Genomic DNA, 26,585 nt, shown 5'->3' with positions numbered 1-26,585 from the left:
CGGAGCCGCATGGCTCCACGATGAGCCTGTCCGGAATGTTTCTGCATGACCGATTCGCCTGTTCCGACCTCTGATTTCGAGCCATCGGATCCGTCCGCCACCTCGCCGGTCGCCAGCGAGCGCGTCACCGCGGCCATTCGCGCGGCGATCCTCGGCGGCCGGTTCGCGCCGGGCTCGCGCATCCGGCAGGAAGAGCTCGCCGACGAGTTCGGCACCAGCCGCCTGCCGGTTCGCGAGGCATTGAAGCGCCTGGAAAGCGAAGGGCTGATCATCCTTGTGCCGAACAGCGGCGCCTGGGTCGCCAAGCTCGACCTCACCGAATGTATCGAGGTCTACAAGATGCGCGAGCGGCTCGAGCCCCTGGCGCTCGGTGAAGGGACCCGTGCCCTGTCGGGTGAAGCCCTGGCGCGGATGGAGGAACTCGCCGCGTTGATGGAGGAGACCGCCGACATCGAGGACTTCATCCGGCTCGACCGCGAATTCCACCTGATCAGCTACGGCCCGGCCGACATGCCGAGGCTCAAGGGGATGATCGAGCGCTTCTGGAATTCGACCCAGCACTACCGACGGGCCTTCGCCACCGTCATGGGCGTCGCCGGGCTCCGCCTCGTCCATTACGAGCACCGGCTGCTGATCGAAGCCCTGAAGCGCCGCGACCCGGAGGAAGCCGAGCGCATTCTCTACGGCCATATCCGGCGCACCCGCCTGGAGCTCGAGCGCCACCAGGATATTTTCGAGACCAAGCCGCGTGGACGGAAAGCGGGGCGCTGACACGCGCCGCTCCTTTGACCCGCGCCGGTTTCGCGCGCGCTCCCGTCAGCCCGTTCCGGCCAATTGCGGCGCGGCCGTCCGTCCCCCGCCCGGCATCCAGCCCTTGCCTGGAATCGCCGCGATCAGGCGTTGCGTATAGGGATGCGCGGGCCGCTCGAAGATCTCGGCCGGCGGGCCGCATTCGACGATGCCGCCGCGATGCATGACCGCCACCCGGTCACAGATCTGAGCCGCGACCCGCAGGTCATGGGTGATGAAGATGATCGCCAGATTCAGGCGGCGCTGCAATTGCTGCAGCAGGTCCAGGACCTGCGCCTGCACGGAGACGTCGAGCGCCGAGACGCTCTCGTCGGCGATCAGCAGTTCCGGCTCCAGCGCCAATGCGCGCGCAATGCCGATGCGCTGGCGCTGGCCGCCGGAGAATTCGTGGGGATAGCGATCGACGGCTGAGGCATCGAGGCCGACGAGACCGAGAAGATCACGCGCCCGGGCGGCGGCCAGCCCGGGCGCGACGCCATTGGCGACCGGCCCGTCGGTGAGGATGCGGCCGACCGTCTGGCGCGGATTGAGCGAGGCGAAAGGATCCTGGAAGATCATCTGCATATGCGGCCGGAGCGGCCGGAACGCCCGGGCCGAGAGCGGTACGAGATCGCGGCCGCGAAACAGGATCTCGCCGCCATCGACCTGCATCAGTTTCAGGAGACAGCGCCCGAGCGTCGACTTTCCCGAGCCGGATTCGCCGACCAGCCCCAGCATCTCGCCGCGCGCGAGGCTGAGATTGATGTTGTCGACCGCGGCGACGCTGCGCGGCCTGGAGAACAGGCCGCCACCGCTGCGATAGGTCTTGCGGAGATTGCGCACCTCCAGCAGCGGCACCGCCTCGGCCGGCGGCCGCGCATCGGCACGCGCCGCGCCATGGGGCACAGCCGCGATCAGGCGCTTCGTATAGGCATGCGCCGGCCGGTTGAGGACCTGATCGGCGGTTCCTTGCTCCACCGCGACGCCCTGCTCCATCACCACGACCCGGTCGGCGATATCGGCGACCACGCCGAAATCATGGGTGATGAACATCACGCCCATGCCCTTGGCCTGCTGGATCCTGCGGATCAGCGCCAGGATCTGCGCCTGCGTGGTGACGTCGAGGGCCGTGGTCGGCTCGTCGGCAATCAGCAAGGCCGGCTCCAGCGCCAGCGCCATGGCGATCATCACACGCTGGCGCTGGCCTCCGGACAGCCGGAACGGATAGGACCGGCGCAGGTCCTGCGGATCCGGCAGGCCGACATAGTCGAGCAGCGCCAGCACGCGCTGTTCGTTGCGCGCCGCATCGGTCTCGCCATGGACCTCCATGACTTCGGCGATCTGGTCGCCAACCCGCATCAAGGGGTTCAGCGCCGACAGCGGCTCCTGGAAGATCATCGCGACCGAGCGCCCGCGCTGGCGTTCGCGTTCCGCTTCGCTCATCGTCAGCAGGTCGCGCGCCTGGAACAGGAGGCGCCCGGCCGACGGTTTCAGGGCCGGCGGCAGAAGGCCCATGACGGCATTGGCGGTCATCGACTTGCCGGAACCGGACTCGCCGACAACGCAGACGATTTCGCCCGCCTGGACGTCATAGCTGAGATCGTCGACCGCCAGGCGGCGATCCATTCCCGCCGGCAGGGGGATCGACAGGTTCTCGACCCGCAGAAGGGGCATGTTGGACGGTTCCATATCAGCCTCGCCGGGCGCGCAGTTGCGGGTTCATCGCGTCGTTGAGCCCCTCGCCGATCAGGTTGATGGCGAGCACGGTCAGCAGGATGGTCAGGCCGGGAAACACGCTCATCCACCAGGCTTCCCGAAGCATGGTGCGCGCGGCGCCGATCATGAAGCCCCAGCTCATCATGTTGCGGTCGCCGAGCCCGAGAAAGGACAGCGCGCTTTCGGTGAGAATGGCGGTGGCGATCATCAGCGACGCCATGACGATGATCGGCGACAGCGCATTGGGCAGGATCTGGGAGACCATGATGCGCGGCCCGCTCTGGCCGATGACGATGGCCGCCTGGACGAATTCGCGCGAGCGCAGGCTCATGAACTCGCCGCGCACCAGACGCGCCACCGGCGGCCAGGAGACCACCGCGATGGTCAAGGTGATCGACATGATGGAGGGACTGAAGATGGCGACCAGGACGATGGCCATGGCGAAGGCCGGGACCGTCTGGAAGAACTCGGTAAAGCGCATCAGGAGGTCGTCGACATAGCCGCCGTGATAGCCGGCGAGCGATCCGATGGAGACGCCGAGCAGCACGGAGACCAATGTGGAGACCAATCCGACCAGCAGCGAGACGCGAGCGCCATAAGCAAGCCCGGCCGCGATGTCGCGACCGAGAAGGTCGGTGCCGAGCGGAAACGCCGCGTCGACGAAGGGCGGCAGCAAGGGTGCGCCGGCGCTTTGCCAGGGGCTGACCGGAAACAGCACCGGGGCGAACAGCGCGACGAGAGCGGTGACGGCCAGGATGGCAAGCCCGATGGCGGTGCCGGGATTGGCGAGGATAGAGCGAAGGAAGGTCATGGGTGACGCGCCTCAGTTGGTAACGTCGATGCGCGGATCGACCAGGCCGTAGCAGAGATCCGACACGAGGTTGACGCAGACGACGACGCCGGAGGTGACCAGGAAGACGCCGAGGATGACCGGATAGTCGCGTTGCAGCAGGGCATCGAACATCAGCCGGCCGATGCCGGGCCAGGCGAAGACGGTCTCGGTCAGCACCGCGCCGCCGACCAGTTGGCCGGCCTGGACGCTTGCCAGGGTGAACACCGGCAGGAACGCATTGCGCAACACGTGGCGGCGGATGATGAGCGCATGAGGCACGCCCTTGGCGCGCGCCGTCTTGACGAAATCGAGGCCGAGGACCTCCAGCATCGAGGCGCGCATCAGCCGGGCGTAGACGGCCGTGAAGAACAGCCCGAGCGTGACGGTCGGCATCATTAGATGCCAGGCGATGTCGAGCGCCCGCGCCAGGCCCCTGGCGTCCGGCCCCAGGCTCTCCATGCCGAAGGGCGGAAACCATTCCAGCTGGACCGAAAAGACCAGCACCGCCATCAGGGCGACCCAGAACAATGGCGTCGCGTAGAAGATGAGCGCGCCGGTCATCACCATGCTGTCGACCACGCCGCCACGACGGCGGGCCGCCATGACGCCAAGGGCGACGCCCAGGACCAGCGAAAACAGGAAGGCGAAACCGGTCAGCAAAAGCGTCGCCGGCAGGCGCTCCATGATCAGCGACAGGACCGGCACCTGGTTTCGATAGGAAAAGCCGAGATCGCCGACGACGACGCCTTTCATGTAGAGCCAGAGCTGCCAGTAGGCCGGTTGATCCAGCCCGAACTGCGCCCTCAGATCGGCCAGGAATTTCGCGTCGCCGGCTCCCGCCTCGCCGGCGAAGACCGCCGCCGGATCGCCGGGCGCGAGATGGATCAGGGTAAAGTTCAAGACGACGACGCCGGCCAGCACCACCAGTGCCTTGACGAGGCGTCGAAGGACGAAATCCAGATGTTTCAACGTCGGTCTCCGCGCGGGTCCAAGCTGAAGCGCCGGGCGGCAACCACCGCCCGCACCCCGCGGCTCATTTCGCGATCCAGGTCTCGTCCAGCATGTCGGACACCCCGATCGCCGAGGTGACGAGGTTGCGGGTCGACGGCCGGCTGACGACGACGTTCTTCATTTCGAACAGCCAGCCGAGCGCGACATCGTCGGCCAGGATCGCCTGGACCTCGGCATAGGACCGCTTCGCGTCGGCCTCCGAGACCGCGCCGGCCGCTTCGGCGAAGAGCCGGTCGACCGCGGGGTTGGAATAGCCGTGGTTGTTGGCGGCCGGCGTTCCCTTGATGATGTTCGAGGAAAGGTAGTGCCGGGCGACGCCGAGAGCCGGGTCGCCATACTGATAGGTGTAGTTGAGCGCGGCGTCGAAATTCCAGTCCGACACCGCCTGCGACCAGCCGGCGACATCGGTGGACTGGATGGCGATATCGAAGCCGATCTGGGCGAGCTGCTGCTTGATATATTCAGCCAACCGATCCCATTGCTGGCCATAGGGCAAAGGCAGGAGCTTCAACTTGAGAGCGGCGAGATCGACGCCCGAGCGGCCGATGAGATCCTTGGCGAGCTTCAGGTCATAGGGATATTGGACGACATTCTCGTCGTAGAAGCGGGTCGACGAGGAAATGGCGCCCCTGGCCGGTGCGGCCGAGCCGAACCAGATGTTGCGCGCGATGAAATCGCGGTTGAGCGCGTGCATCACCGCCTTGCGCACCAGCTTGTTGTCGAATGGCGCCCGCCGCAGGTTCATCTGCAGAAAGGCATGGGGCGCATACATTTCCTCGCCCTTGGTCGTGCTCACCACGTTGGCCTGGGCGGAGATGCGGCGGATCTCGAAACCTTCCGCGTCGCCGCTGCGGAGCACGTCGACGATCTTGCGATCGAAGGCGATGGCGCGCGACGCGGCATCGGGAATGGCGCGAAAGAAGATCTCGTCGATGAACGGCCGGCCCGGCTTCCAATAATCCTCGTTGCGCACCAGCTGGATATGCTGTCCGCGCCGCCAGCTCTTGAACTTGAACGGGCCGGTGCCGATCGGCGCCAGATTGGCCGGATTGGTCCGGTAGTCGGTGCCGTCATAGACGTGCTTGGGAATGATCGGCAACGAACTCAGTTCGAAGGCGTAGAGAAAGGCGGAGAACGGCTTCTTGAGCTGAAAGACCACCGTGTCCTTTGCGGTTGCGGCGACCCCGGCGACATAGGTGTCGAAGATCAGACGCCAGCGCGGATGGGTCTCGCGCAGGAACGTGCCGGCGGTGAAAACCACATCATCGGCCGAGAACGCCGTTCCGTCGTGCCACCGGACATTGTCCTGGAGGGTGAAGCTGTAGGTGAGCCCGTCGGCCGAGATCGTCCACGACCTGGCAAGTGAGGCGCGCGGCTCGAGCTTGTCGGAATAGGTCAGCAGCCCCTGGAAGATCTTGCCGCCGACATAGATGGTCGGCGCCTGCAGATTGAGCCCGAGCGCCAGCGTCGCCGGCTCCGGCTGGACCACCAGGTTGAGCACGCCGCCGCGCGACGGCGTCTCCGCCGCCCGCAGGGGGGCGGCCGAGGCCAGCAATGCCGCGACGCTGAAATTCCGGCGTGAAATCTCGACCATGATCTGCCCCTCCCAGTGGCATGTGCAGGCTCCCTCGAAGCGCGCAGGCGAAACCTGCGGCGTTCGTCGTCCCGCCCGCTGTCTCGCCGTCGGCGGGCCGGCATCGACCGGCGCGCTTGGCGAAAGACAGGCGCTGGCGCGACACCGGCGGAGCTCCCCGGGCCCGATCTGAGCCGGCTCTAATGGTCCAGGGAAACGGCCTCCTGTCAAGTCAATGGATCCAATCTTTTTCCTGTAGGTACGATTCTGGGTTTTTTTGCCAGATATTCCGGATAATTGGATCCGATTACGCAATGCGGCCGACAACGACCCGAGCGCCGCCGAGGCGTCGGACCCGATGTGTTCGGGCCAGCATCAAAACGCGATTTGACGGGATCTCGGGGTCGCCGGCCGACGCAAACCAGAGCACGGGGCCGAGGATCTCGGCGCCGCGCCGGCGATGGCTGACAGTCTGGCCGCGAGCAGATCGCGGCTGCAGAACGGGAGGGCCGACACAGCCGTGGCTGCGCTCGGCAGTCCGCTGTCGCCTCCAGACCGGTCTCCCGGTCTGGAGGCGACAGCAGGGTCGATATCGAGCGCTCCCGGTCCGAAGACACAACGCCGATCGAACCGGGAGCGCTCGATATCGACCTGAGCGCCATTGGAGCGAAGCGATGCCGGTTCGAAGAACCGGATCTGGTCTTGCGGCTCAGCGGCCGACGAGCTTCTGCAGGTGTTCCGGATAGCGCGCGCCCTGCACGGCCACGGTGGAAACTACGCTCTCGATGGTCGCGAGATCGTCCGTCGTGAGTTCGACGGCCGCCGCGCCGACATTCTCGCCGAGGCGGTGCAGCTTCGTGGTGCCGGGGATCGGAACGATCCATGGCTTGCGCGCCAGCAGCCAGGCAAGCGCGATCTGGGCGGAGGTCACCTGTTTCCGCGCGGCGATCGCGCCGAGCAGGTCGACCAGGACCTGGTTGGCCTTGCGAGCCTCCGGCGTGAAGCGGGGCACGACATTTCGGAAATCCGTGCTGTCGAAGGTCGTGGTCTCGCTGATCGCGCCGGTCAGGAACCCCTTGCCCAGGGGGCTGAAGGGAACGAAGCCGATGCCCAGCTCCTCGAGCGTGGGCAGGATCTCCTGCTCGGGCTCACGCCACCACAGCGAGTATTCGCTCTGCAGCGCCGTGACCGGGTGGACGGCATGAGCCCGACGGATGGTCTGCACGCCGGCTTCCGACAGACCGAAATGCCTGACCTTGCCTTGCCGGATCAGGTCCTTGACCGCGCCGGCCACATCTTCGATCGGCACGTCCGGATCGACCCGGTGCTGGTAGAAGAGGTCGATGACATCGGTCTTGAGCCGCTTGAGCGAGGCTTCGGCGACCTGCCTGATGTGGTCCGGGCGGCTGTTGATGCCGCGCTGCCGGCCGGTCCCTGCATCGATATCGAAGCCGAATTTGGTGGCGATCACCACCGTGTCGCGGACCGGCGCCAGAGCTTCGCCCACCAGTTCCTCGTTGGCGAACGGTCCGTAGACCTCGGCCGTGTCGAAGAACGTGACGCCGCGCTCGACGGCGGCGCGGATCAGCGCGATCCCCTCCTGCCTTTCGATGGCCGGCCCATAACCGAAGCTCAGTCCCATGCAGCCAAGCCCGATGGCCGACACGTCCAGGTCGCTCGTTCCGAGTTTGCGCTTGTGCATTTCGTTCTCCTTGCGGTTGGTGGAGAGGTGGGCCGTCCGGCAGCGCGGGGCCGAACCTGCGACCAAGCGCCGATATCGCGCTCAGCAGCTTCGCGCCGCCGGAGCCCCGAGCCGGTACTGATCGTCCGCGACCTTTTCCAGCCAGTCGACGCTCTTGCCGTCGAGGGCCTCGGAGATGGCGTAATGGCTCATCGCCGAGGTCGGGGTCGCGCCGTGCCAATGCTTTTCCCCGGGCGGAATCCAGACCACATCGCCCGTCCGGATCTCCTGGATCTCGCCGCCCTCGATCTGAACCAGGCCGCAACCCGATGTCACGATCAGTGTCTGGCCCAGCGGATGGGTGTGCCACGCGGTCCGGGCACCGGCCGCGAAGGACACCAGGCCGCCGCCGATACGCGCGGGCGCGGCGCGCTGAAACCGCAAGTCGACCTTGACGGCGCCGGTGAAATGTTCGGCGGGTCCGCTGCTCGAGGGCTGCGAGCCCGGGCGCAAAATGTCCAATGTCCGTCTCCTCTGGGCACCGGCGCCAGCAGCACCCGACGCGTCGGCACGCGCCTCGAAGACTGTCTTGGCGACCGGGATCGCGGACATGGCGCGTGGCCAGCCGGCATAGAAAGCCAGATGGGTGATGACCTCGGACAGCTCGACCCGGGTCAGGCCGCTGTCCATGGCCCTGCTCAGATGGAAGGGCAGCTGCTCGGCCTGGCCGGCAGCGATCAATGCCGCGACGGTCACCAGGCTACGGTCGCGTGGAGCGAGATCGGAGCGCCGCCAGAGATCGGCGAACAGGACGCCGTTGGTGTATCGGGCCAGGGCCGGCGCCGTCGCTCCGGCCTGGGCTTCGACAGCGGCCGCCCGCCGGGCTTCGCTGCCTTCGTCGAGCGGCAGGAGCTCGCGCGACGCCGGCAACAGCTGATCCAGTGCGATACCACGTTTTTCGAAGACTTCCTTCGCGACCGGCACGGCCGCCATCGCTTTCGGCCAACCCGCATAGAACGCCAGGTGGGTGATGATCCCAGCGATCTCGCCGGGCGTCACGCCATTGTCCAGCGCCCGGTTGAAGTGGCCCGTCATCTGACCGGTATTGCCGCCGGCGATGAGGGCCGCGACCGTGACGATGCTGCGATCACGCGGCGCAAGTTCGGGGCGCCTCCAGACATCGCCGAACAGGACCTCGTCGGTATAAGCACCGAGCGCCGGCGTTATCGCGTGCACGATGGCCGGCGCCACCCGCGGGGGCGCCGCGCGTTGCTCGGCCTCGGCGGAGGCCGCCAGAGAAAACATTGCGAGTGTCGCCGCGGGCCATCTCATTGGTGCTACCTCTCGATGCTTTCAGATCGAGCCTCCAACGAGCCCGACAGCCGGAATGGTGCCGCCTCGGCGACCTCGCAACGAAGCTAGGCGGGGCAGTACTCAGCGACTAGGCGCCGAGAACCGCATGAGCTTATGCGGATTGCTCATGAATGTGCCGGCAAGCGCGCGACGGCCACGCCGGTCGTCCTGATCTCCCCAAGAGGTCGGTCCCCCTCCTGGCGCATTGGCCGTGAGCCCAGCCGGAGTGGCCGTCGCGGATCAGGCCGGCGGCCACCGGCCCGGCATGGATAGGAGAATGCCACCCGGATCAGGATGGCGACGGCATGAAGCCCCGGGCGGCCTGGACGAATTGGGTCACCAATTGGGGGCGGGCGACATGGGTCGGGTAGATCACCCCGAAATTGAACGAGACGACCGGCCTGAACGGACGGGCGACCAGCCCCTGGGCCGCGAAGGATGCCGCGGTAAAGGGATCCGCGATCGTCACCCCACACCCCGCGACGACGAACTGGCAGGCGATCGCGGACAGCGGTGTCTGCGCCTGCGAGCGCGGGACAAAGCCGGCATTCCTGAACACCCGCTCGATTTCACGCTGAACAAGGCTGTCCGGCCCGCTGGCGACAAAGGGCACATCCTCGAGATCCCCGATATCGATCGCGTGCTTCCCCGCCAGAGGATGGTCGCGTGGCATCACGCAGACCCCGTCCGCGCGATCGAACAGCTCCACTTCGATGCCCGGAAGCTCGATCGGCAACATGGCAAAGCCGACATCGAACTGCTGCGACCGGATCCATGACGGCACCAGTTCCGAGCGCTGGACCTGCAGCGAGGCCCGGACGGTCGGGCGGGTGGACAGAAACTGCGCCACGACGCGCGGCAGGAAACCATGGGCCAATGCCGGCATGCTGACGATGCGCAAACGGCTGATGCCCTGCTCGCGAATGTCGGCGGCACGCTGCATGACCTTGTCGATGCCGGTGAAGGATTGCTCGATCTCCTGGAGCAGTTCCAGCGCTTCGGCGGTGGGGACGACCTGGCCGCCGACCCGGGTGAACAAGGCGAAGCCCACAATGCCCTGCAATTCCTGCATGAGCCGGCTGATCGAGGGCTGGGACGTGGCCAGAAGCTTCGCCGCCCGGGTGAACCCACCCGCCAGCACGACGGTGCGGAAGGCATCCAGGTGGCGATGGGCGACAATCGACGTCTTCGGCATGGAGACGAACCCTTGCGGACTCCCGCTAGCTCCCCACCCCATATCAAATATGAATGAAGATATCCAAATCTCTCTTGTTGACAGATGGCGATGCGAAAGCAGACTGCCCCCATTGGACGGACCCGTAGCCGACTGAGGTTCACGATGAGGCTCGATCGATTGGCCGTGACGCGCATGGCCCTTCTCGCACTGTCGCTTTTCGGCGTCTTGCCTGGAGGCGCTGCCCAGGCGCAGGCGCAACGCACGCTTTACGTCGCGGGCTATGGCGGCTCATTCGAACGGCTGATGCGCGACAGGATCATTCCCCCGTTCGAGCAGCGGAGCGGCGCCAAGGTCGAATATGTCGCCGGTCAGTCGACCGCGACGCTCGCGCGGCTCCAGGCGCAGCGCAGCGCCCAGGAGATCGACGTCGCCATCGTCGACGACGGGCCGATGTTCCAGGCGGTGCAGCTCGGTTTCTGCACGGTCATCGAGGCGAGCCGGGTTCCGCCGACCGTCTATCCGGTAGCCCGCATGGGCGACAAGGCGATCGCCTTCACCATCGGTGCGACCGGCATCGTCTACAACGAGAAGACCTTCGCCGAGCGCGGCTGGCCGGTGCCGACGTCGTGGGGCGATCTCGGCAACCCGGCCTTTCGCGGGCGTCTTTCGCTGCTCGGCGCCGGCAGCACCACGGGATTGCATGGGCTGATCATGGTGGCCCGCGCCAATGGCGGCGGCGAGACGAATATCGAACCCGGCTTCGCGGCGTTCAAAGCCAATATCCGGCCCAATATTCTGACTTTCGCACCGGCCGCCCCCAAGCTCGAGGAACTCTTGCAGAGCGGCGAGATCGCTCTCACCGTGGTGGCCCAGGCCCGCGCCGTCGCGCTGCGCGCCGCCGGCCTGCCGGTTCGTTTCGTGGCGCCGAAGGAAGGTGCCGGCGCCTTGATGTCGGCGGCCTGCCCGGTGGTCAACAGCGACGTGCCGGAGCTGGCGCAAGGCTTCATCCAGCACCTGCTGTCCCCCGAGGTGCAGAAGGTGCTGGGTGAAGGCGGCTATGGTCCGGTCGATCGCTCGGTCCAGCTCGATGCCGCCCAGGCGGCGGGCTTTCCCTATGGCGAGGCGGCGATCGCCAGGCTCGCGACCATCGACTGGCCGGTGGTCAACGAGCGGCGCGCGGTCTGGACCCAGCGCTGGAACCGCGAAGTCGAGCGCTGAAACCGTAGCGTCTCCCGCCGACGAAAGATGATCCGGACCATGCCGAAAATCTCGATCGAAGCGCTGCACAAGCGTTTTGGCACCGTCGCCGCGCTCAAGGGCATCGATCTCGCCATCGAAGAAGGCGAGTTTCTCGGCCTGCTCGGGCCATCCGGATGCGGCAAGACGACCACCCTCAACATCGTCGCCGGCTTCGAACTGCCCACCAGCGGACGCGTCATGATGAACGGCCAGGACCTCGTCTCGGTGCCGGCCAACAGGCGCGGCATGGGCGTCGTGTTCCAGAGCTATGCCTTGTTCCCTCACCTCACCGTCGCCGAAAACGTCGCCTTCGGCCTGGAAATGCGCCGCGTGCCGCGCGCGGCCCGGGACGAGCAGGTCCGGCACGCCCTCGCCATGGTCAAGCTCGGCGCCATGGCCGACCGGTTGCCGCGGCAACTGTCCGGCGGTCAACAGCAGCGGGTGGCGGTGGCCCGCGCGCTGGCGATCGAACCCACACTTCTGCTGCTCGACGAACCCTTGTCCAATCTCGACGCCAAGCTGCGGGAAGAGATGCAGGTCGAGCTGCGCGCGATCCAGAAGCGCACCGGCGTCACCGCCGTCATGGTCACCCACGACCAGGCGGAGGCCCTGGCGATCTGCGACCGGATCGCGGTCATGGATGCAGGCCGTATCGTTCAGCTCGCCGACCCGCTGACGCTTTACGACGCGCCCCGGACGGAATTCGTCGCCGGCTTCGTCGGGCGCTCGTCGCGCCTGAAGGGGGTCGTCGTCGCGAAGACCGCGTCGGGCGCAATCCTGCGGCTTGCCGGTTGCGACCGTCCGGTCGAGATGGCGGCTCCGGCCGGCGCCGATGTCGGTACCGTCATCGTCGTGGCGCTGCGGCCCGAGAAGATCCGCTTCGTCGCTGCTCCCGACGGCCTGCTCACCGGCACGGTCACCTCGCGCATCTTCCAGGGCAATGCCTGGCTGATCTTCGTCGATACGCCGGCCGGCCTCGTCGAGGTCTGCGAACTGCACCGCGGCGCGCCGCCCGCGGTCGAAGGCGATCGCGTGGCGCTGGCCTGGAATGGCACCGATGCCGCGGTCATGGTCAGCGGAGCCTCCCATGGCTGAGCCCATCCGCTTCCGGACGCCCTACCTCATGTCCCTGCCGGGGCTCGGCTTCTTCCTGGCGCTGCTGGTCGCGCCCCTGGCCATGACGGTGATGCTGAGCTTCCGTGTCTATGACCTGAACACCGGCGCGATCGGCGGCTGGACGCTGCAGAACTATCTCGATGCCGCCGGCGATCCCTATTATCACGCGATCTTCCTGCGCACGATCGGCATGGCGCTGGCGGTCACGCTGATCTCGGCGCTGATCGGCGCGCCCGAGGCCTATATCCTGTCGCGCATGCGCGCCCCGTGGCGGTCGATCTTCCTGATCGTCATCCTGAGTCCGCTGCTGATTTCCGTCGTGGTGCGAACGCTCGGCTGGGTCCTGCTGTTCGGGCGCAACGGCATCATCAACGGCGCGCTCGGCGGCATCGGCCTGACCAGCGCACCGATCCCGCTGCTCTACACCATGCACGGCGTGGTGATCGCGCTGGTGCATGTGCTGGTGCCCTTCATGGTGATCGCCGTCTGGGCCTCGCTTCAACGCATCGATCCGCGCGTCTCCAACGCCGCCATGTCGCTCGGCGCCGGGGAGACGACCGTCTTCCTGCGCATCATCGTGCCGCAGATCCTGCCCGGCATCCTCTCGGGATCGCTGATCGTTTTCGCCATGGCGGCAAGCGCCTTCGCCACGCCCGGCATCATTGGCGGGCGGCAGTTGAAAGTGGTCGCGACAGCAACCTATGACGAGTTCCTCGGCACGCTGAACTGGCCTTTGGGCGCGGCGATCGCGGTCTGCCTCCTGGTCGTCAACGCCGCCATCATGCTGACCTACAATGCTCTGCTCGAGCGCCGTTACGCGAGGTATGCCGCGTGACCCGCAACGGCATCGTCAGCCTGTGCTTCCACGCCCTGTTCGTGGCCTTCATCCTGGCGCCGCTGGTGGTGGTGATGCTGGTGGCGTTCACGCCCGACAGCATCCTGTCGCTACCGACACGCGGCCTGTCGCTGCGCTGGTTCCACGCGATCCTCGCCAACAAGCAGTTCATCGACGCCTTCTGGATCAGCCTCGTGCTCGGAGGCATCGCCGCCACCGGCGCGGTGATCCTGGCGATCCCCGCGGCGCTCGCCATCGCGCGCTTCGCCTTTCCGGGACGCGGCGGCATCGTCGCCCTGTTCCTGTCGCCGCTGGTCATCCCGCACATCGTGCTCGGTGTCGCCTTCCTGCGCTTCTTCACCGAGATCGGCGTCACCGGCACGTTCTCCGGCCTGGTCGCCACCCATGTCCTGGTGATCTTTCCCTATGCGCTGCGCCTCTGCCTCGCCGCGCTCACCGCCGGCGATCCGGCGGTGGAGCGTGCGGCGATCTCGCTCGGCGCCTCGCGCTGGACGCTCTATCGGCGCGTGATCCTGCCCTTGATGGTTCCAGGCATCGCCGGCGGCTGGATCATCGCCTTCATCCAGAGCTTCGACGAAGTGACGATGACCGTCTTCGTCGCGACACCCTCGACCACCACGCTGCCGGTCAGGATGTATCACTATATCGAGGAATCGATCGACCCGCTGATCGCCTCGGTCTCGACCGTCGTCATCGTCCTGACCTTCCTGCTCATGCTGCTGATCGACCGCATCTATGGCCTCGACCGGCTGCTGGTCGGCCGCGGCTCCACCTGAATCCCACCAAGCGATCTGATCGGCGCCGGCCGAGCCCGGGGCCCGGAGACATCTCATGAAAGCCATCGTCGTCGGCGCCGGAATCGTCGGAACCTCCATTGCCTACCGGCTGGCGCAAGCCGGTGTGTCGGTCACCGTGCTGGAAGCCGGCCGCGTCGGCGGCGGAACCTCGGGCGTCAGCTATGCCTGGGTCAATGCCTGCGAAAAGATCAGCCGGCGCGACTATTTCGAGCTGAACTTCGCCGGGGTGAAGGCGCATCGCGCCCTGGGCGAGGAGCTGGGCGAGAATTACTGGCTGCATCGGCCAGGCGTCGTGCAGTGGGAGAATGCCGGACCCGAAGCCCAGGGGCTCGACGACGGCGAACCGGAAAACAAGCTCGAACGCCTGAAGGCATGGGGCTATCCGGCCGAGGCCATTTCGCAGGACGACCTCCGCGGGCTCGAGCCCGACGTCAATGCCGATGCCTTCGGCGACAGCAGGATCACCCTTTATCCCGAGGATGGCTGGGCCGACGCGGTGGTCTATTGCGGCGCCATGATGGGGGCGGCGCAGGCGCGCCATGGCGCAAAGCTGATCTGTGGCGCACGCGTCGTCGGTCTCGATATGGCCGGCGGCCGGGCCCGCGGCGTCAAGACCGCCGACGGCGCGGTCCACGGCGCCGACATCGTGGTCAATTGCGCGGGGCGATGGAGCAACGACGTGGCAGGCGATCCGGCGATCTCGGTGCCGCTCGCGCCGACGCTGGGCATCATCGCCTACACGGCGGCCGTCGGCACCAGCCTCAGGCGGGCATTGCGGACCCCCACGGTCCATGTCCGCCGCGACGGCGGCGGACGGTTGCTGTTCCGCGCCAACGACGTCGACCGGCAGGCGGAAAGCGACGCGAGCCTGGTCCCCGGCACCTGGACCAATCCGGCCCAGCCACAGGCCCAGGAACTGCTGAGGCGGGCGAGACATCTGCTGCCCTCCCTGGCCCATGTCGAGCTCGAAGCGGTCCGCACGGCGATCCGGCCGATCCCGCGCGACGGCTTCCCGGCCGTTGGCCCGGTTCGCGACATGGCCGGTTATTATGTCGCCGTCACCCATAGCGGCGTGACGCTCGCGCCGTTCCTCGGCCGGGCGGTGAGCGATGAAATCGTCAATGGCGTCGCCGAACCGCTGCTCGCCCCGTTCCGTCCCAACCGCCTGATGAACTGATCCTGCCATGCGCGTATCCATCATTGGCGCGGGAGCCGCAGCTTTCGCCGGTGCCGTCGTTCTCAGCCAGAACGGCCATGATCCGATCCTCTGGTCGCCGTCGGGCCGGCGAACCGAGGCGCTCGCGGCCGGTGCGCCGCTGATCGCCGAAGGTGTGATCGCAGGCGAATTCCGCCCCCGCATCGCCAAGACCTGCGAAGAGGCCCTGGCGGGCGCCGACGCCGTCTTCCTGGCCTTGCCGTTGAACGGCCATCGCTCGGTCATGGATGCCATAGCCCCGCATCTGCGAGCCGGGCAAAGCGTGATCATCAGTTCGCATGGCTCGTTCAGCGCGCTCTATCTGTCGCAGAAGCTCGCCGCGCGGGACATCACCGTGCCGATCATCGGCTGGGGTACGACACTCACCAGATCGCGGCAGCCCGATTTCACCCGGGTCAAGATCGCGACGATCCGCGCCAAGGTCGACATGGCAGCCTTGCCCGTGTCCGCCGCCGCGGCCGGCCTCGCGCTCTGCCGGCAATTGTTCGGCGACCGGTTCGTCGAACGCGCCGACATGCTGGCGGTCGCCTTGAGCAATATCAACGCGCAAGGCCATCTCGGGCTTGCGCTCACCAACCTGACCCGGATCGAACGGGCCGAGGCCTGGGGCCAGAACGAAAACCTGACCCCGTCGGTCGGCCGGTTGCTCGAGGCGCTCGATGCCGAACGGCTGCAGATCGCGGCGGCCTTCAGCGTCAAGGTGCGGACGCTTCGCGAGCACTACCATCTGACCTATGGCGTGCCGCTCGGCCCCCTGTCGGAGGTCGGCGTGCTGCTGCAGGCCCGGGGCGGCGATACGCTGGGTCCGACCTCCCTCGAAAGCCGTTATGTCACGGAGGACGTGCCGTTCGGGCTGTGGCCGACCGTGCTGCTCGCCAGACAGACCGGCGTGACCGCAACCCTGCATGAGGCGGGCCTGAACCTGTTCAGCGCGCTCTACGGTCGCGACTTCGCCGCCGAAAACGACCTGTTGCCGGCCCTGGCCGTTGCAAGCCTGGCGCCGGCGGACCTCATCCGGTTCTGCCGCGAGGGAATGCCGGGCCGGTAGCGCGCCCGGTCGGCGAGGGCTGGATGGAGCCGCGGCCTCGCGCCGCCCGATCGCCCGGCCTCAGGCCCGGGTCCGGAACGGACGGCTCAGAAAGGGCGAGGCTGTCAGGCCGAAACGCCATGGCCTGTCCGCGCCGCGCGTGATGCCGATTCTGGGTCCGGCAATTGTCGGCGCCGCCACGGCCGGCGGACGGAACGAAAACGGCGTCGCCGCGATGTCCAGGCCGTCATGCCCGGGGCCGATACCGAGCGCCTGGCCGAGCCGGCCCGGCCCCGAACAGAGCCTGTCGACGGCTTCGCATCCGCGCCGCTCACGCATCAGGTCGATGCCCGCCAGGGGTTCGATCGCGCGGATCAGGACGGCGTGGCCGCCGGGAGGATCGCCGCAGACGACGTTGAGGCACCAGTGAATGCCATAGGACCGATAGACATAAGTCTTGCCGGTGGGGCCGAACATGGAGCGGTTACGCGCGGTCTCGCCGGCATAACTGTGAGAGGCCGGATCGTCGCGGCGATAGGCCTCGGTTTCGACGATGAGGCCACCAACGCCGTCCACCAGCAGGGTCGCTCCGATCATCGCGCGCGCGACAGTGACCGCATCCCGGTCGAAATAGTCATCCACCATCCCGTCCGATTACCGGCTTCGGCCCATCGAAGCCAGTCTGTCGCCGCCCTCGCCCGTTCAACGAGGCGTCTCCCAGAGATCGACCAGCGCGCCGCGCGGGCCTTCGACCGGATCGCTGGCGGGAAAGGCGACCTGCAGCATGCGCTCGATCATCTCGGGGGTCGGCGCGTCCCGGACGATCTCGCCCGATTGACCTAGCGGATAGGCACCGATCACCAGGAGATCGTCGCTGGCCTCGAGGCGACAATGCCCGGTACCCGCCGGCAGCACGACGACGTCGCCGGCCTCGACGCGCATCTGTGGCCCGCCGGGTCCGCCCAGAGCCAGCCGCGCCGAGCCTGACGCAATGCCCAGGACTTCATGCGCGTCCGGGTGGTAGTGGTGGAAGGCATAGACGCCGTTGCGCCATAGCGGCGGCCAGCCATTGCGCGCGAAGCGCATTTCCATGGCCCGCGCCGTCGGCTCGCCAGCGGCCATCTCGAACGCACCACGATAGAGAAGAACCGGCAGGACCGGATTGTTCGGCACCCAATGCCGACGCTCCAGAATCAGAGTTTCGGGCGCTGTCATCATCCTTGCTCCAATGGCTCGACGAGTGAACGGCGCGCTTCCCGCCTTGTTCCCGATCAACGGAACCTTTGGCCGAAACACCATCCCCGTCCTGGCCGCCGGCTTCCGGCTCAATTCCGGGGCGTCCGGAACTTCCGGATATCCCTCACGTTTCAAAGCGACCACACTGGGCCGGAGCGTTCGTCCGGGGAGCGACCTGCGGCCCTCATGGCGAGGAGGCGATGATGCCGCAGAAACGTCTTGCGAGCCTGGCCATTGCGCTGGGCCTCGTCGGCAGCGCCTACGCCCAGGTGCCGCCCCCGACGCCGGAGGCCGCGCCATCCATGCTGCCGGCGCCGGCCGTCCGGACCTCGAATCCGCCGACCACATTGAGCCCGACCGAAACAACGGCGAAGAGCCTTGTCGGCGCAAAGATCTTCGCTCCGCGGGCGGGAACGCCTGCAGCCGCGACCCCGTCGAGAGCGACGGAGCCTTCGGCAGGCGGTTCGACACCGGCCGGCATGGCCGCCGCGAGCCGGAACACGATCATCCCGGCGATCACCGATGCCGAATGGACTGCGCTTCGTGAGAACCATGACAATATTGGCGATGTCGGCAATCTCATCCTGAACAACAACGGACAGGTTCATCAGATTGTGCTCGGCGTCGGCGGTTTCCTCGGCGTGGGCGAAAAGGCCGTTGCGATCGACTGGGTCGATATCACCTGGATGCGCTTTTCCGACGGCAAGCTGTTCGGCATCGTCCATCGCACGCGGCAGCAGCTGGAGGCGGCGCCTCGCTTCGTCGATCGAAGCTAGGGCCGAAGATTGGGCGGATGGTCCCCCTGACAAGCGGACTTCCAAACTTCAATGGTGGGTGGTCAACGAACGACGGATCACCACCGCGGCTGACCTGGTCCAGCGCCCAGGGGCAGGTGAGGCCCTCCAGCCTCCGACCCCGCGAGGCTTCGTGTGATTGCATCGAGCGATGGCCAGGGTGCACCCTTGCGTAGGGCGCCGATGAATTGTCGGGCCCAATATCGGCGCTTCGGGAACTGGTCGCCCGCGTCCCACCGCCACGCCGCGACCATCGCGAGAACGAGGCCTCGGCACTCGCCCAGCAACACCTGATCAACGCCCGGATAATGCGCGATGACCGCCTCGGGCACGTGAGCCAGGTCGAACTCGATCGGCCCACGGCAACAGGTCTCAAGGTCGATGAACAGCGGCCCGAACTTCGTGTCCAGCACATTGCCCGGGTGCGGCTCGCCGTGGAGCAACTGTTCCGCAGCGCCGCGATCGATGATCGTTCGCCTGAGGCTCTTCAACATGCCGATGAGAAACGCCCGGTCCGGGTCGGTGAGTTCAGGCGCCTGGTGACGGTTCGCCACAAGTTGCTCGGCTTCCGCGACCCGGTCCGTGAAATGCGGCGTCGTGCTCTCGATCTTCCGCATGCCGATATGCAGACGTGACAGCGCATTCGCGTAATCGGCTGGCGCGACGTCTGGCGCCACTGACGCGTAGTAGGTCCAAAGCGTAACCGCGAAGCCGTCGCGCTCGTAGACGCGGCGTGGAACCCGAGGTTCGAGCATAGCTGCAGGGCTCTCGGTCTCGGCAAGCCGCCCGGCAAGCTCGACCTCGAACTGCGCCACCTGGTCCGCCAAGGGCGCGACCCGGGCAAGGGTGTCGCAGGGCAGAAGGCGCAAGGTGAGCTTGTTCGCGTTCTGGAGAACGATGGCGTCATCGACTGTCAGGCCGAGCGCCGAGGCGGTCGACGTGGCCGCAGCCACCGCGCGCGAAACGTCAGAGGCCTGCAAGAAAAGGCTCCGTCTGCACCTGCCCAGTCCTGCGTTACTATAGGACCAGGCGTCTCGCTGCAAAGACGCGTCATTGGTCTCGGCGAGGAAGCGGCCGCCGGCGGGCGGGAGGTCGACGAACGACCGGGGCGAAAAAGGCGTGGGTCAGGGTCCCAGCCCGGCTCTTCTTCATCGGTCGGGCTCAGTCGAACAGCAGTGCCGGTGCCCATCCCGCAGACGCGCACGCCGGCGACCAGGGGAATGCCACGACGCGCCCCTATCTCGGCATCGGTCCACGAGGACCGGAATTCCCGGCGCTCCATGCGCGATCCACCGGCTTCGGTTCGTGCATGTTCGTCGTCGCAAGCCCCTGGTCGAAAGGGAGGTTTGGCGACGATCCCCGATAAGGCCGGGCCGTGAAAAAAGTCCGGACCGGAAACTTATTCAGGTCCCGAATGTTTCTCTGCCATGGACCGCATCGCCATCGCCTGGCGGAGACCGCTGGCAAGCAAGCCTTGGTCGACGCCGAGCGGAAAGATGCCCCGAGGGCCGCTTCAAGCAAGCGGTCCTCGCCGTTTCCGGAACAGCTCTGATCGTAGGCGACGCCAGAGGCGGCCGGGCCAATGGGTCAGCAAGCGCCAAAACGCAGCCTGGTTGGAACCTCCCGTTCTTGTCGCCCGTTTAGCCCAAGGTGGAGCGATGCCGGCTGGAGATGGTCCGGTTGGAGATTTGGAGGCGACCATGATGGATCGACGCAACGTACTGGGAGCGATCTTCGGCGGCTCGGCGCTCGCCGCCTTGACGCAAATCGGAGTTTCGCAGGCCGCGGAACCGATCGAGATGCAAGGCGGCTCGCAAGGCACCCCGCCACCGAGCCCGCGGTCTCCCGGCCTGGGCGACGGCGGCATGACGCCAGGCGGCGCCACGCAGCCCGGCATGACCGGTGCCAACGCAGGCTCCACCATCCCGCCGCGCCAGCCACGCCGACGGCGCGCCTCGCGTCGATCCCGCCGCAGGGCGCGCTCGGCGACCTGACGCATCAGGGCCCGCCGGCGACGGCGGGCCCTGCCGATGCGGAGCAGCGGCTCGCGCCGCGTCCGGCCTGAAACACGGGAGGCATCGATGCCGGCGACAGAACAGTTCGCAGCCACCATTCCCGAGGGTGTCGACTTCGCGGTGGCGCCCGACGGCACCATCGTTCCACGGCAGGAGGTCGCTAAGCGCGACAGGCCAAGGCAGATGGCGGGCGAGGCCAAGACGGTTGCCGGCGACGGCTGGACAATGACCGAGGGGACTGCCTCCGCCGACGACCGGATGTCGCCGCAACCGGTCGATTCCAACCCAGCCGCCGGGAGCCAATGATGCCGACAGACCTGCCCGATCCCGACCCGGACAAGATCGTCGACCGCCCGCCGAAGAAGCACTTGCCGATCGACAACGACGTCGTGCTGCCGTCGCCGCGGCCAACGGATGAGCCGGATGTCATTCTGCCCGGCGACCGCGAGGGCGACCATCAGGCTCCTCCGCTCCCCAAACCGGCGTGAATTGCCGGCCTGAGGCGCCGGCGGTGGCGCCGATCTCGGATCGGCACGCCTGCCAGCGGCGGCGCACGGCAGGCGACCGAAGCGAGCTGCCTGCCCGGTGATGACAGCGCATGGGTTCAGGGTATTGCCCGATCCAAGACGGCACGACTCCAGGGTTCAATCGGTCGCTCCCGACCTGCCGATGGAGATGTCGATGCCCGGCCCCGCATTCCGATCACACGCGAAGATGGCCATCGCGACCTGTGGCCTGCTGACGCTCGGCGGCTGCGCCGAACGCCAGGCGTTGAACAACAACCCGGCCATCGAGGCCGCCTGCCTCAGGGCGTCCCAGCGCGCCGCCCCGGGAAGCTACATGAGTACCGGCGTCTCCGAACAGCGTGCCTATATCTACCAGTCCTGCATGGCCAATGGCGGAACCTTGCCGCGCGCGCGTTGACCACACGATTTGCCCATAACGCGCCCCATCGCCGATGGCCACGCGACTGCATTCGCGAGGTCGGCCGGCGAATGCTCCCATGACCGGTCCCGGCGGGGCCTCCCCATGACCAAGCCATCGGCTCATACGAAACTGGCTGCGCGGCTGCTCGCGCTTGCCGCCTTGGCCATGGCGAGCCCGGCCCTGTCGCAGCCCGCCGCCCCCGGGGGGCAGACATCCACGACCCAGCCTGCCGGCGCACCACGCCGCACCATGGCGCTGCCGCAGATCCGCCCGTGGACCGGCGATCTCGACGGCATGCTGAGGCGGCGCACCGTGCGCATCCTGGTGCCCTATAGCAAGACGCTGTTCTTCGTCGATCGCGGCCGCCAGATGGGTCTCAACGCCGAATTCGGCATGGCGCTCGAGGACTGGCTGAACAAGCGCCATCCCCAGCGCAACCTGCGCATTTATGTCGCCTTCGTACCGACGGCGCGCGACCAGCTGCTCCCCGCTCTCATCGCCGGGCTCGGCGACATCGTCGCGGCCAACCTGACGGTGACGCCCGAGCGCGAGGCGGCGATCGACTTCGCCCGCCCGTGGATGCGCGACGTCAGGGAGATCGTGGTCACCGGACCGGCCGGGCCGGCGCTCGCCCGCATCGAGGACCTCGCCGGCCGGACTGTCCATGTCCGCGCCTCGTCGAGTTACGCGACCCATCTGGCCACGCTCAGCCAGCGCCTCGTCGCCGAGGGCGCCAAGCCGATCGTCATCGCAGCCGCGGATGAGAACCTCGAGGACGAGGACCTCATGGAAATGGTCCATGCCGGGCTCCTGCCCTTTGCCGTGGTCGACGAGCACAAGGCCAAGGTCTGGGCCGAGGTGCTGCCCGGGCTGACGCTGCGCGCCGACCTGGCGGTTCACACCGGCGGCGAGATCGCCTGGGCAATGCGCGAGAACAGCCCGCTGCTGCGGGCCGAACTCGACGCCTTCTTCGCCGAGCACCAGGCGGGAACCAGTTTCGGCAATACGCTGCGCCGGCGCTATTTCACCGACACGAAGATGGCCCGCAACGCGCTCGCCCAGGAGGACATGGCGCGCCATCGCGACCTGCTCGGGCTGTTCCAGCGCTATGGCGGCCAATACGGCTTCGACGCCTTGATGATCGGTGCCCAGGGCTATCAGGAAAGCCAGCTCGACCAGTCGCGCCGGAGCCGGCGCGGCGCCGTCGGCATCATGCAATTGCTGCCGGCGACCGCGCGCAGCCGGGAGGTCGGCATCACCGACATCGAGACCAGCGCGGAAAACAACATCCATGCCGGCGCGCGCTATCTGCGCCATCTCGTCGACACCTATATCAGCGACCCGGCCTTGAGCGAGCGCGACCGCACCCTGTTCGCCTTCGCCGCCTACAATGCCGGCCCCGGCAACCTCAACCGCTTTCGCGCCCGTGCCAAGGCGGAGGGGCTCGATCCAAATGTCTGGTTCAACAATGTCGAACAGGCCGCCGCCCTCATCGTCGGCCGCGAGACGCCGCAATATGTCAGCAATATCTACAAATATTACACCGCCTACCGCATGCTGGCCGAACGCGAGCAGGCCCGCGACACACCGTCAACCCGCGACGGAACCGGCTATCGTCCGGACGTGTCGGGCGTTCCAGCAGCCGCTCCGATCACGCCTTCTCCATCACGCTAGGCGACGGCCTCGCCTCTCGAACACCCAGTGCACGACCCGCAGGGTCCGTCCGGAACATCCGCCTCGGGCTCAGTCGAACGACGCGGCGCCGACCAGGGAAATTCCCGGCACGCCACGGCACTTGGCCCGATAGCGACTCCTCACCGTCACGTTTAGCCAACCAGGAGGTGCGGCGACCACGACGCACAATTTGGGGGCCAAGCGATGAAGCTTCTGCAAGCCGGCCGCCGATCCCGCCGCGGAACCGCCTCCGCCGCCTGGACCTGCGCACTGTCGGCATCGGCGATCCTACCGCTGGCCACGCATCCGGCCGAGGCCCAGACCATTGTCGGCCCCAGTCCCCCGACCATCACCACGACAACCACCGTCACGACCGGCTCCACCCTCATCGTCGGCAACACGGCAATTGCCACCACCGGCGCCACCAACGCGAGCAATGTCACCGGCGGCCTGCTGACGGTGGACACGTCGGCCGGCCCCGCGCCGGGCCCCATCTCCATTCAGTCGGTGAACGGCAATGCCCTGCAGGCCAATGGCGGCGCGATCGCCATCCTTGGTGGTGTCAACGTTCAGACCCAGGGCGGCCATGCCGTTCTGGCGAACGGCGCCGCCAGCAGCATCACCATCAATGGCGCCTCGATCACCACGACCGGTGTCGGCGCCGCTCTCGTGGCCATCGGCGGCCGCCTCGATGCGACCGGTGTCACCGTCAACAACACCGCTTCCGCGGGACCGATCATATCGGCCGGCCACGGCGCGGTAGCGGAGGCGGGCGGGACGATCGTCCTGCGTGCCGGTACGTCGATTACCACGGCGGCGTTCAACGCAGTCGGGCTCGGCGCTTCGGGGGCCGCCAGCCGTGTGACGCCCGACGTCCTGATCCCCGTTACGATGAACGGTCGCGGTGCCATGGGCGTCTATCTCCACGACGGCGGCCAGGTCACCTTGCTTCCCGGCTCGACGCTGCAAATGAATGGAGCGAGCAGTGTCGGCATTGCCGTCGACAACACCCATGTCGCGCCAGGCACGCTCGGCCGTGGTCTGACGGTCAATCTCGACGGCGTCCATGCCGCGGGGCAGGCAGGCAGCACCGGGCTGGTCGCCTTCAACGGCGCGTCCGTCGCGATCCAGGACCTGACGGTGCAGGGAGCCAACGCGGCGGCCGGCGCCTGGGCGCGTCCGGGCAGCAGCATCACGCTGACCGGCCAGAGCCTGATCAGCATCAACGCGCCGGCAAACCCCACCTATTACACGCTGGCGACGGCCTATCTGGCAACCGTCAGCGGGCAGGTCAGCTCGATCTTCAACGTGACGAGCTCGACGCCGATAGGCGGGCTGATCTCCCAGGCTGGCGTGATCACGAGCACCGGCACCACGGTCAACGTCACCTCGGCCGGCGGCGTCGGTGCCTATGCCGGCATGGCCGGCAGCGGCTTGAGCCTCATCGATCTGACAGACAATACGATCGTCACCTCCGGAGCCAATTCCTTTGGAATCGAGGCCAACTCCAACGGCCAGATCACAGGGCGCGATTCACGCGTGACCACGTCGGGCGGCGGTGCTGCGCTGTTCGTCAGCACTTTCAACGGGCCCGGCTCGATCGATCTCACCAACTCGACCGTGCTTGCGACCGGCGCCAACACTTCAGGCCTGTACTCACTCAACCTGACCCCCGATCTCGTCAACATCGTGCGCCTGTCGGGCGGCAGCCTCACGAGTACGCAATCCAGCGCGATCGGAGCGCAGGGACCGCTCGACGTCACCCTGAGCCATGGCGCCGTGGCGGCCGGCGGCAACGGCATCCTGCTGGACGCCTCCGCCAATGATTTCGGCCCACAGCCGACCTTCGTGCGGCTCAATGCCTCCGGCCAGAGCGTGCTCACCGGCGACGCCCGGGCCGACGCTGCGAGCAGGATCGACATTGGCCTGTCCAGCGGCGCGCATTGGACCGGCGCGGCGCTCGACATCACCAATGCCACTGTCGAACCGACAGCCATCTGGACCGTGACGGCGAATTCGACGGTGCGGCAGGATGTCGCCAATGCCGGCCTGACGGCCTTCACGGCGCCGTCGGGTGACCCGACGCAACTCGCCAGCTTCAAGACGCTGACGACGCAGAATTATATCGGCGCCGGTGGCACGCTGGGCCTCAACACCCATCTCGGCACCGACGGCTCGGCCTCGGACCGGCTGATCATCAATGGCGGCACGGCCAGCGGCGGTTCGGCGCTCCGCATCAGCAATGCCGGCGGCGCCGGCGCGCTGACCACGGGCAACGGCATTCTGGTGGTCGACACGATCAATGGCGGCACGACGGCGGGCAATGCCTTCGGCCTCGGCAATCGCGTGGTGGCCGGGCCCTACGAATACCTGCTCTACCGATCCAGCGTCGACGCGACCAACACTCAGGCCTGGTACCTGCGCTCGACGCTCGACTGCACGCTGGAGCCCGGCGCACCGCAGTGCCAGCAGCCGGTTCCGCCCGATCCGCCGGGGCCGAACTATCGGCCCGAGACCTCGCTCTACGCGGCGTTGCCGGCCATGGCGCTCGGTTACGGCCGTCAACTGCTCGATACCCTGCACGAGCGGGTCGGCGAGGAGCGCCCCGGCATCGCCCCGGGCGGCGGCCAGGGAATGCGGCCGACGCTCGGCTGGGCGCGCGTCATCGCCCTGCGCGGCGATCGCCTCGGCAGCCCGGACGGCATTTTCGGCGCCGGCCCCAAATACAACTATGACATCTTCGCCTTCCAGGCCGGGATCGATCTCTATCGCGCCGAGCGTGATGACGGCGGCCGCGATCATGCCGGCGTCTATGGCGCGGTCGGCCAGATCTCCGCCAACGTCACCCATTTCACCGGCCGGCGCGCCGGGACGAGCGGCATCGACGCCTATACGATCGGCGGCTACTGGACCCGCTTCGGCGCGCCCGGCTGGTATCTCGACGCCATCGCCCAGCTCACCTGGAACCAGGCTCGCGCCAACCCGATAAATCTGCCGGCGCTTTCCACCAGCGGTGCCGGCTTGGCGCTGTCGATCGAGGGCGGCTACCCGTTCCGGCTCGACCATGGCTGGATCATCGAGCCGCAGGCCCAGCTGATCTACCAGACCGTCGGTCTCGCCACCGTCTCGGACGGTGCCGCCACCGTCCGTTTCCGCAATGCCGAAAGCCTTGCCGGCCGCCTCGGCTTGCGCGTCGCCCGCACGTGGGCTGCCGACGACAGCGAGCCGAAGCCACGCCTGATCACCGCCTGGCTTCGTGGCAATCTCTGGCACGAGTTCCGCGGCACCCCGCTGACCGAATTCTCGTCCGAAGCCGGCTACGTCCCGTTCCGCGCCAATCTCGAGGGCAGCTGGGCGGAGATCAATGCGGGGGTCGACGCGCAGGTGATGCGCAACGTCTCACTGGTCGCCAATGCCGGCTACCAGATCGGCCTCGACGGCCGCAGCCACGCCTATAGCGGCAAGTTGGGACTGAGAGTGAACTGGTAAGCCCGGCACTCGGCGAGGCTGGCAGCTGGCCATGGTCGGCCAGCGGGATCTCGGTCCGTCCGGAGAG

Annotated in this window: 23 protein-coding genes; 13 read left to right on the top strand and 10 right to left on the bottom strand. The window is 67.3% G+C overall.

All coding sequences use genetic code 11. The annotated features are described in order from the left end of the window. Positions 1–45 precede the first annotated feature (45 nt). Positions 46–771, top strand: coding sequence for a GntR family transcriptional regulator (locus AC07WJ_RS29530; protein ID WP_494938289.1), 726 nt, complete (start codon positions 46–48; stop codon positions 769–771). A 45-nt stretch (positions 772–816) separates the two neighbouring features. On the opposite strand, the gene AC07WJ_RS29525 is transcribed toward AC07WJ_RS29530, so the two are convergent. The 7 genes from AC07WJ_RS29525 to AC07WJ_RS29495 all read right to left on the bottom strand — a co-directional run bounded on the left by AC07WJ_RS29525 (position 817) and on the right by AC07WJ_RS29495 (position 10,150). Beyond that, on the bottom strand, positions 817–2,463 hold the full coding sequence (locus AC07WJ_RS29525; RefSeq protein WP_494938288.1) for a dipeptide ABC transporter ATP-binding protein: 1,647 nt from the start codon (positions 2,461–2,463) through the stop codon (positions 817–819). A 16-nt stretch (positions 2,464–2,479) separates the two neighbouring features. Next, complete coding sequence (locus tag AC07WJ_RS29520; RefSeq protein ID WP_494938287.1) at positions 2,480–3,316, bottom strand: ABC transporter permease; 837 nt, start codon at positions 3,314–3,316, stop codon at positions 2,480–2,482. A 12-nt stretch (positions 3,317–3,328) separates the two neighbouring features. Next, positions 3,329–4,306 carry an ABC transporter permease gene (locus AC07WJ_RS29515; protein ID WP_494938286.1) on the bottom strand — a complete coding sequence of 326 codons (978 nt, stop codon included), beginning with the start codon at positions 4,304–4,306 and terminating at the stop codon, positions 3,329–3,331. 64 nt (positions 4,307–4,370) lie between these two features. Continuing rightward, positions 4,371–5,942, bottom strand: coding sequence for an ABC transporter substrate-binding protein (locus tag AC07WJ_RS29510; RefSeq protein WP_494938285.1), 1,572 nt, complete (start codon positions 5,940–5,942; stop codon positions 4,371–4,373). Positions 5,943–6,630: 688 nt separating this feature from the next. Further along, entirely contained in the window at positions 6,631–7,623 is a 993-nt protein-coding gene (locus AC07WJ_RS29505; RefSeq protein ID WP_494938284.1) for an aldo/keto reductase, read from the bottom strand. 81 nt (positions 7,624–7,704) lie between these two features. After that, complete coding sequence (locus tag AC07WJ_RS29500; protein ID WP_494938283.1) at positions 7,705–8,853, bottom strand: (R)-mandelonitrile lyase; 1,149 nt, start codon at positions 8,851–8,853, stop codon at positions 7,705–7,707. Between the two features lie 391 nt (positions 8,854–9,244). Next, a complete protein-coding gene (locus AC07WJ_RS29495) occupies positions 9,245–10,150 on the bottom strand; it encodes a LysR substrate-binding domain-containing protein (protein WP_494938282.1) in 906 nt (301 codons plus the stop codon). A gap of 174 nt (positions 10,151–10,324) precedes the next feature. On the opposite strand from AC07WJ_RS29495, the gene AC07WJ_RS29490 reads away from it, so the two are divergent. From AC07WJ_RS29490 to AC07WJ_RS29465, 6 genes are read left to right on the top strand one after another with little or no spacing between them, the layout of a single operon-like run. Then, positions 10,325–11,350 carry an ABC transporter substrate-binding protein gene (locus tag AC07WJ_RS29490; RefSeq protein ID WP_494938281.1) on the top strand — a complete coding sequence of 342 codons (1,026 nt, stop codon included), beginning with the start codon at positions 10,325–10,327 and terminating at the stop codon, positions 11,348–11,350. A gap of 39 nt (positions 11,351–11,389) precedes the next feature. Beyond that, on the top strand, positions 11,390–12,466 hold the full coding sequence (locus tag AC07WJ_RS29485; RefSeq protein ID WP_494938280.1) for an ABC transporter ATP-binding protein: 1,077 nt from the start codon (positions 11,390–11,392) through the stop codon (positions 12,464–12,466). After that, positions 12,459–13,322: an ABC transporter permease gene (locus tag AC07WJ_RS29480; protein WP_494938279.1), complete on the top strand. Its 864-nt coding sequence runs from the start codon at positions 12,459–12,461 to the stop codon at positions 13,320–13,322. Before AC07WJ_RS29485 ends, AC07WJ_RS29480 begins: the two co-directional genes overlap by 8 nt. Beyond that, on the top strand, positions 13,319–14,119 hold the full coding sequence (locus tag AC07WJ_RS29475; protein ID WP_494938278.1) for an ABC transporter permease: 801 nt from the start codon (positions 13,319–13,321) through the stop codon (positions 14,117–14,119). Before AC07WJ_RS29480 ends, AC07WJ_RS29475 begins: the two co-directional genes overlap by 4 nt. Positions 14,120–14,174: 55 nt before the next feature. Further along, positions 14,175–15,317 (top strand): NAD(P)/FAD-dependent oxidoreductase, encoded by a 1,143-nt coding sequence (locus tag AC07WJ_RS29470; RefSeq protein WP_494938277.1) that lies wholly within the window; start codon positions 14,175–14,177, stop codon positions 15,315–15,317. Positions 15,318–15,324: 7 nt separating this feature from the next. Further along, positions 15,325–16,404 (top strand): NAD/NADP octopine/nopaline dehydrogenase family protein, encoded by a 1,080-nt coding sequence (locus AC07WJ_RS29465; protein WP_494938276.1) that lies wholly within the window; start codon positions 15,325–15,327, stop codon positions 16,402–16,404. 60 nt (positions 16,405–16,464) lie between these two features. Here the strand turns inward: AC07WJ_RS29465 and AC07WJ_RS29460 are convergent, their stop codons facing one another. Together AC07WJ_RS29460 and AC07WJ_RS29455 are read right to left on the bottom strand one after the other, a co-directional pair. Continuing rightward, positions 16,465–17,028: a DNA-3-methyladenine glycosylase gene (locus AC07WJ_RS29460; protein ID WP_494938275.1), complete on the bottom strand. Its 564-nt coding sequence runs from the start codon at positions 17,026–17,028 to the stop codon at positions 16,465–16,467. A 57-nt stretch (positions 17,029–17,085) separates the two neighbouring features. Further along, the gene (locus tag AC07WJ_RS29455) at positions 17,086–17,658 is read right to left on the bottom strand and encodes a cupin domain-containing protein (RefSeq protein ID WP_494938274.1); all 573 of its coding nucleotides are present in this window, start codon (positions 17,656–17,658) and stop codon (positions 17,086–17,088) included. Between the two features lie 164 nt (positions 17,659–17,822). Here AC07WJ_RS29455 and AC07WJ_RS29450 point away from each other — a divergent pair, with 164 nt between their 5' ends. Beyond that, positions 17,823–18,395 (top strand): PRC-barrel domain-containing protein, encoded by a 573-nt coding sequence (locus tag AC07WJ_RS29450; protein WP_494938273.1) that lies wholly within the window; start codon positions 17,823–17,825, stop codon positions 18,393–18,395. Positions 18,396–18,472: 77 nt separating this feature from the next. Here AC07WJ_RS29450 and AC07WJ_RS29445 read toward each other — a convergent pair whose 3' ends face one another. Continuing rightward, positions 18,473–19,393 carry a phosphotransferase gene (locus tag AC07WJ_RS29445; protein WP_494938272.1) on the bottom strand — a complete coding sequence of 307 codons (921 nt, stop codon included), beginning with the start codon at positions 19,391–19,393 and terminating at the stop codon, positions 18,473–18,475. 1,101 nt (positions 19,394–20,494) lie between these two features. On the opposite strand from AC07WJ_RS29445, the gene AC07WJ_RS29440 reads away from it, so the two are divergent. The 5 genes from AC07WJ_RS29440 (at position 20,495) to AC07WJ_RS29420 (ending at position 26,518) form a co-directional block, all read left to right on the top strand. After that, a complete protein-coding gene (locus tag AC07WJ_RS29440) occupies positions 20,495–20,734 on the top strand; it encodes a hypothetical protein (RefSeq protein WP_494938271.1) in 240 nt (79 codons plus the stop codon). Further along, on the top strand, positions 20,734–20,916 hold the full coding sequence (locus AC07WJ_RS29435) for a hypothetical protein (protein ID WP_494938270.1): 183 nt from the start codon (positions 20,734–20,736) through the stop codon (positions 20,914–20,916). Before AC07WJ_RS29440 ends, AC07WJ_RS29435 begins: the two co-directional genes overlap by 1 nt. 226 nt (positions 20,917–21,142) lie before the next feature. Next, positions 21,143–21,352, top strand: a complete 210-nt coding sequence (locus AC07WJ_RS29430) for a hypothetical protein (RefSeq protein ID WP_494938269.1) — start codon at positions 21,143–21,145, stop codon at positions 21,350–21,352. A 105-nt stretch (positions 21,353–21,457) separates the two neighbouring features. Continuing rightward, positions 21,458–23,029 carry an MltF family protein gene (locus AC07WJ_RS29425; RefSeq protein WP_494938268.1) on the top strand — a complete coding sequence of 524 codons (1,572 nt, stop codon included), beginning with the start codon at positions 21,458–21,460 and terminating at the stop codon, positions 23,027–23,029. A 204-nt stretch (positions 23,030–23,233) separates the two neighbouring features. After that, the gene (locus AC07WJ_RS29420) at positions 23,234–26,518 is read left to right on the top strand and encodes an autotransporter family protein (protein ID WP_494938267.1); all 3,285 of its coding nucleotides are present in this window, start codon (positions 23,234–23,236) and stop codon (positions 26,516–26,518) included. Positions 26,519–26,585 lie beyond the last annotated feature (67 nt).

Source organism: Phreatobacter sp. GW821-FHT04C01 (assembly GCF_059420385.1).
The sequence above is the reverse complement of the archived record's forward strand: the minus strand, read 5'-3'. Positions and strand labels throughout refer to the sequence as shown.

Coding starts and splice junctions, on each gene's coding strand:
- AC07WJ_RS29530 (WP_494938289.1), top strand. CDS start 46: ATGACCGATTCGCCTGTTCCGACCTCTGATTTCGAGCCATCGGATCCG.
- AC07WJ_RS29525 (WP_494938288.1), bottom strand. CDS start 2,463: ATGCCCCTTCTGCGGGTCGAGAACCTGTCGATCCCCCTGCCGGCGGGA.
- AC07WJ_RS29520 (WP_494938287.1), bottom strand. CDS start 3,316: ATGACCTTCCTTCGCTCTATCCTCGCCAATCCCGGCACCGCCATCGGG.
- AC07WJ_RS29510 (WP_494938285.1), bottom strand. CDS start 5,942: ATGGTCGAGATTTCACGCCGGAATTTCAGCGTCGCGGCATTGCTGGCC.
- AC07WJ_RS29505 (WP_494938284.1), bottom strand. CDS start 7,623: ATGCACAAGCGCAAACTCGGAACGAGCGACCTGGACGTGTCGGCCATC.
- AC07WJ_RS29495 (WP_494938282.1), bottom strand. CDS start 10,150: ATGCCGAAGACGTCGATTGTCGCCCATCGCCACCTGGATGCCTTCCGC.
- AC07WJ_RS29490 (WP_494938281.1), top strand. CDS start 10,325: ATGGCCCTTCTCGCACTGTCGCTTTTCGGCGTCTTGCCTGGAGGCGCT.
- AC07WJ_RS29485 (WP_494938280.1), top strand. CDS start 11,390: ATGCCGAAAATCTCGATCGAAGCGCTGCACAAGCGTTTTGGCACCGTC.
- AC07WJ_RS29480 (WP_494938279.1), top strand. CDS start 12,459: ATGGCTGAGCCCATCCGCTTCCGGACGCCCTACCTCATGTCCCTGCCG.
- AC07WJ_RS29470 (WP_494938277.1), top strand. CDS start 14,175: ATGAAAGCCATCGTCGTCGGCGCCGGAATCGTCGGAACCTCCATTGCC.
- AC07WJ_RS29465 (WP_494938276.1), top strand. CDS start 15,325: ATGCGCGTATCCATCATTGGCGCGGGAGCCGCAGCTTTCGCCGGTGCC.
- AC07WJ_RS29460 (WP_494938275.1), bottom strand. CDS start 17,028: ATGGTGGATGACTATTTCGACCGGGATGCGGTCACTGTCGCGCGCGCG.
- AC07WJ_RS29450 (WP_494938273.1), top strand. CDS start 17,823: ATGCCGCAGAAACGTCTTGCGAGCCTGGCCATTGCGCTGGGCCTCGTC.
- AC07WJ_RS29440 (WP_494938271.1), top strand. CDS start 20,495: ATGCCGGCGACAGAACAGTTCGCAGCCACCATTCCCGAGGGTGTCGAC.
- AC07WJ_RS29435 (WP_494938270.1), top strand. CDS start 20,734: ATGCCGACAGACCTGCCCGATCCCGACCCGGACAAGATCGTCGACCGC.
- AC07WJ_RS29430 (WP_494938269.1), top strand. CDS start 21,143: ATGGCCATCGCGACCTGTGGCCTGCTGACGCTCGGCGGCTGCGCCGAA.
- AC07WJ_RS29425 (WP_494938268.1), top strand. CDS start 21,458: ATGACCAAGCCATCGGCTCATACGAAACTGGCTGCGCGGCTGCTCGCG.
- AC07WJ_RS29420 (WP_494938267.1), top strand. CDS start 23,234: ATGAAGCTTCTGCAAGCCGGCCGCCGATCCCGCCGCGGAACCGCCTCC.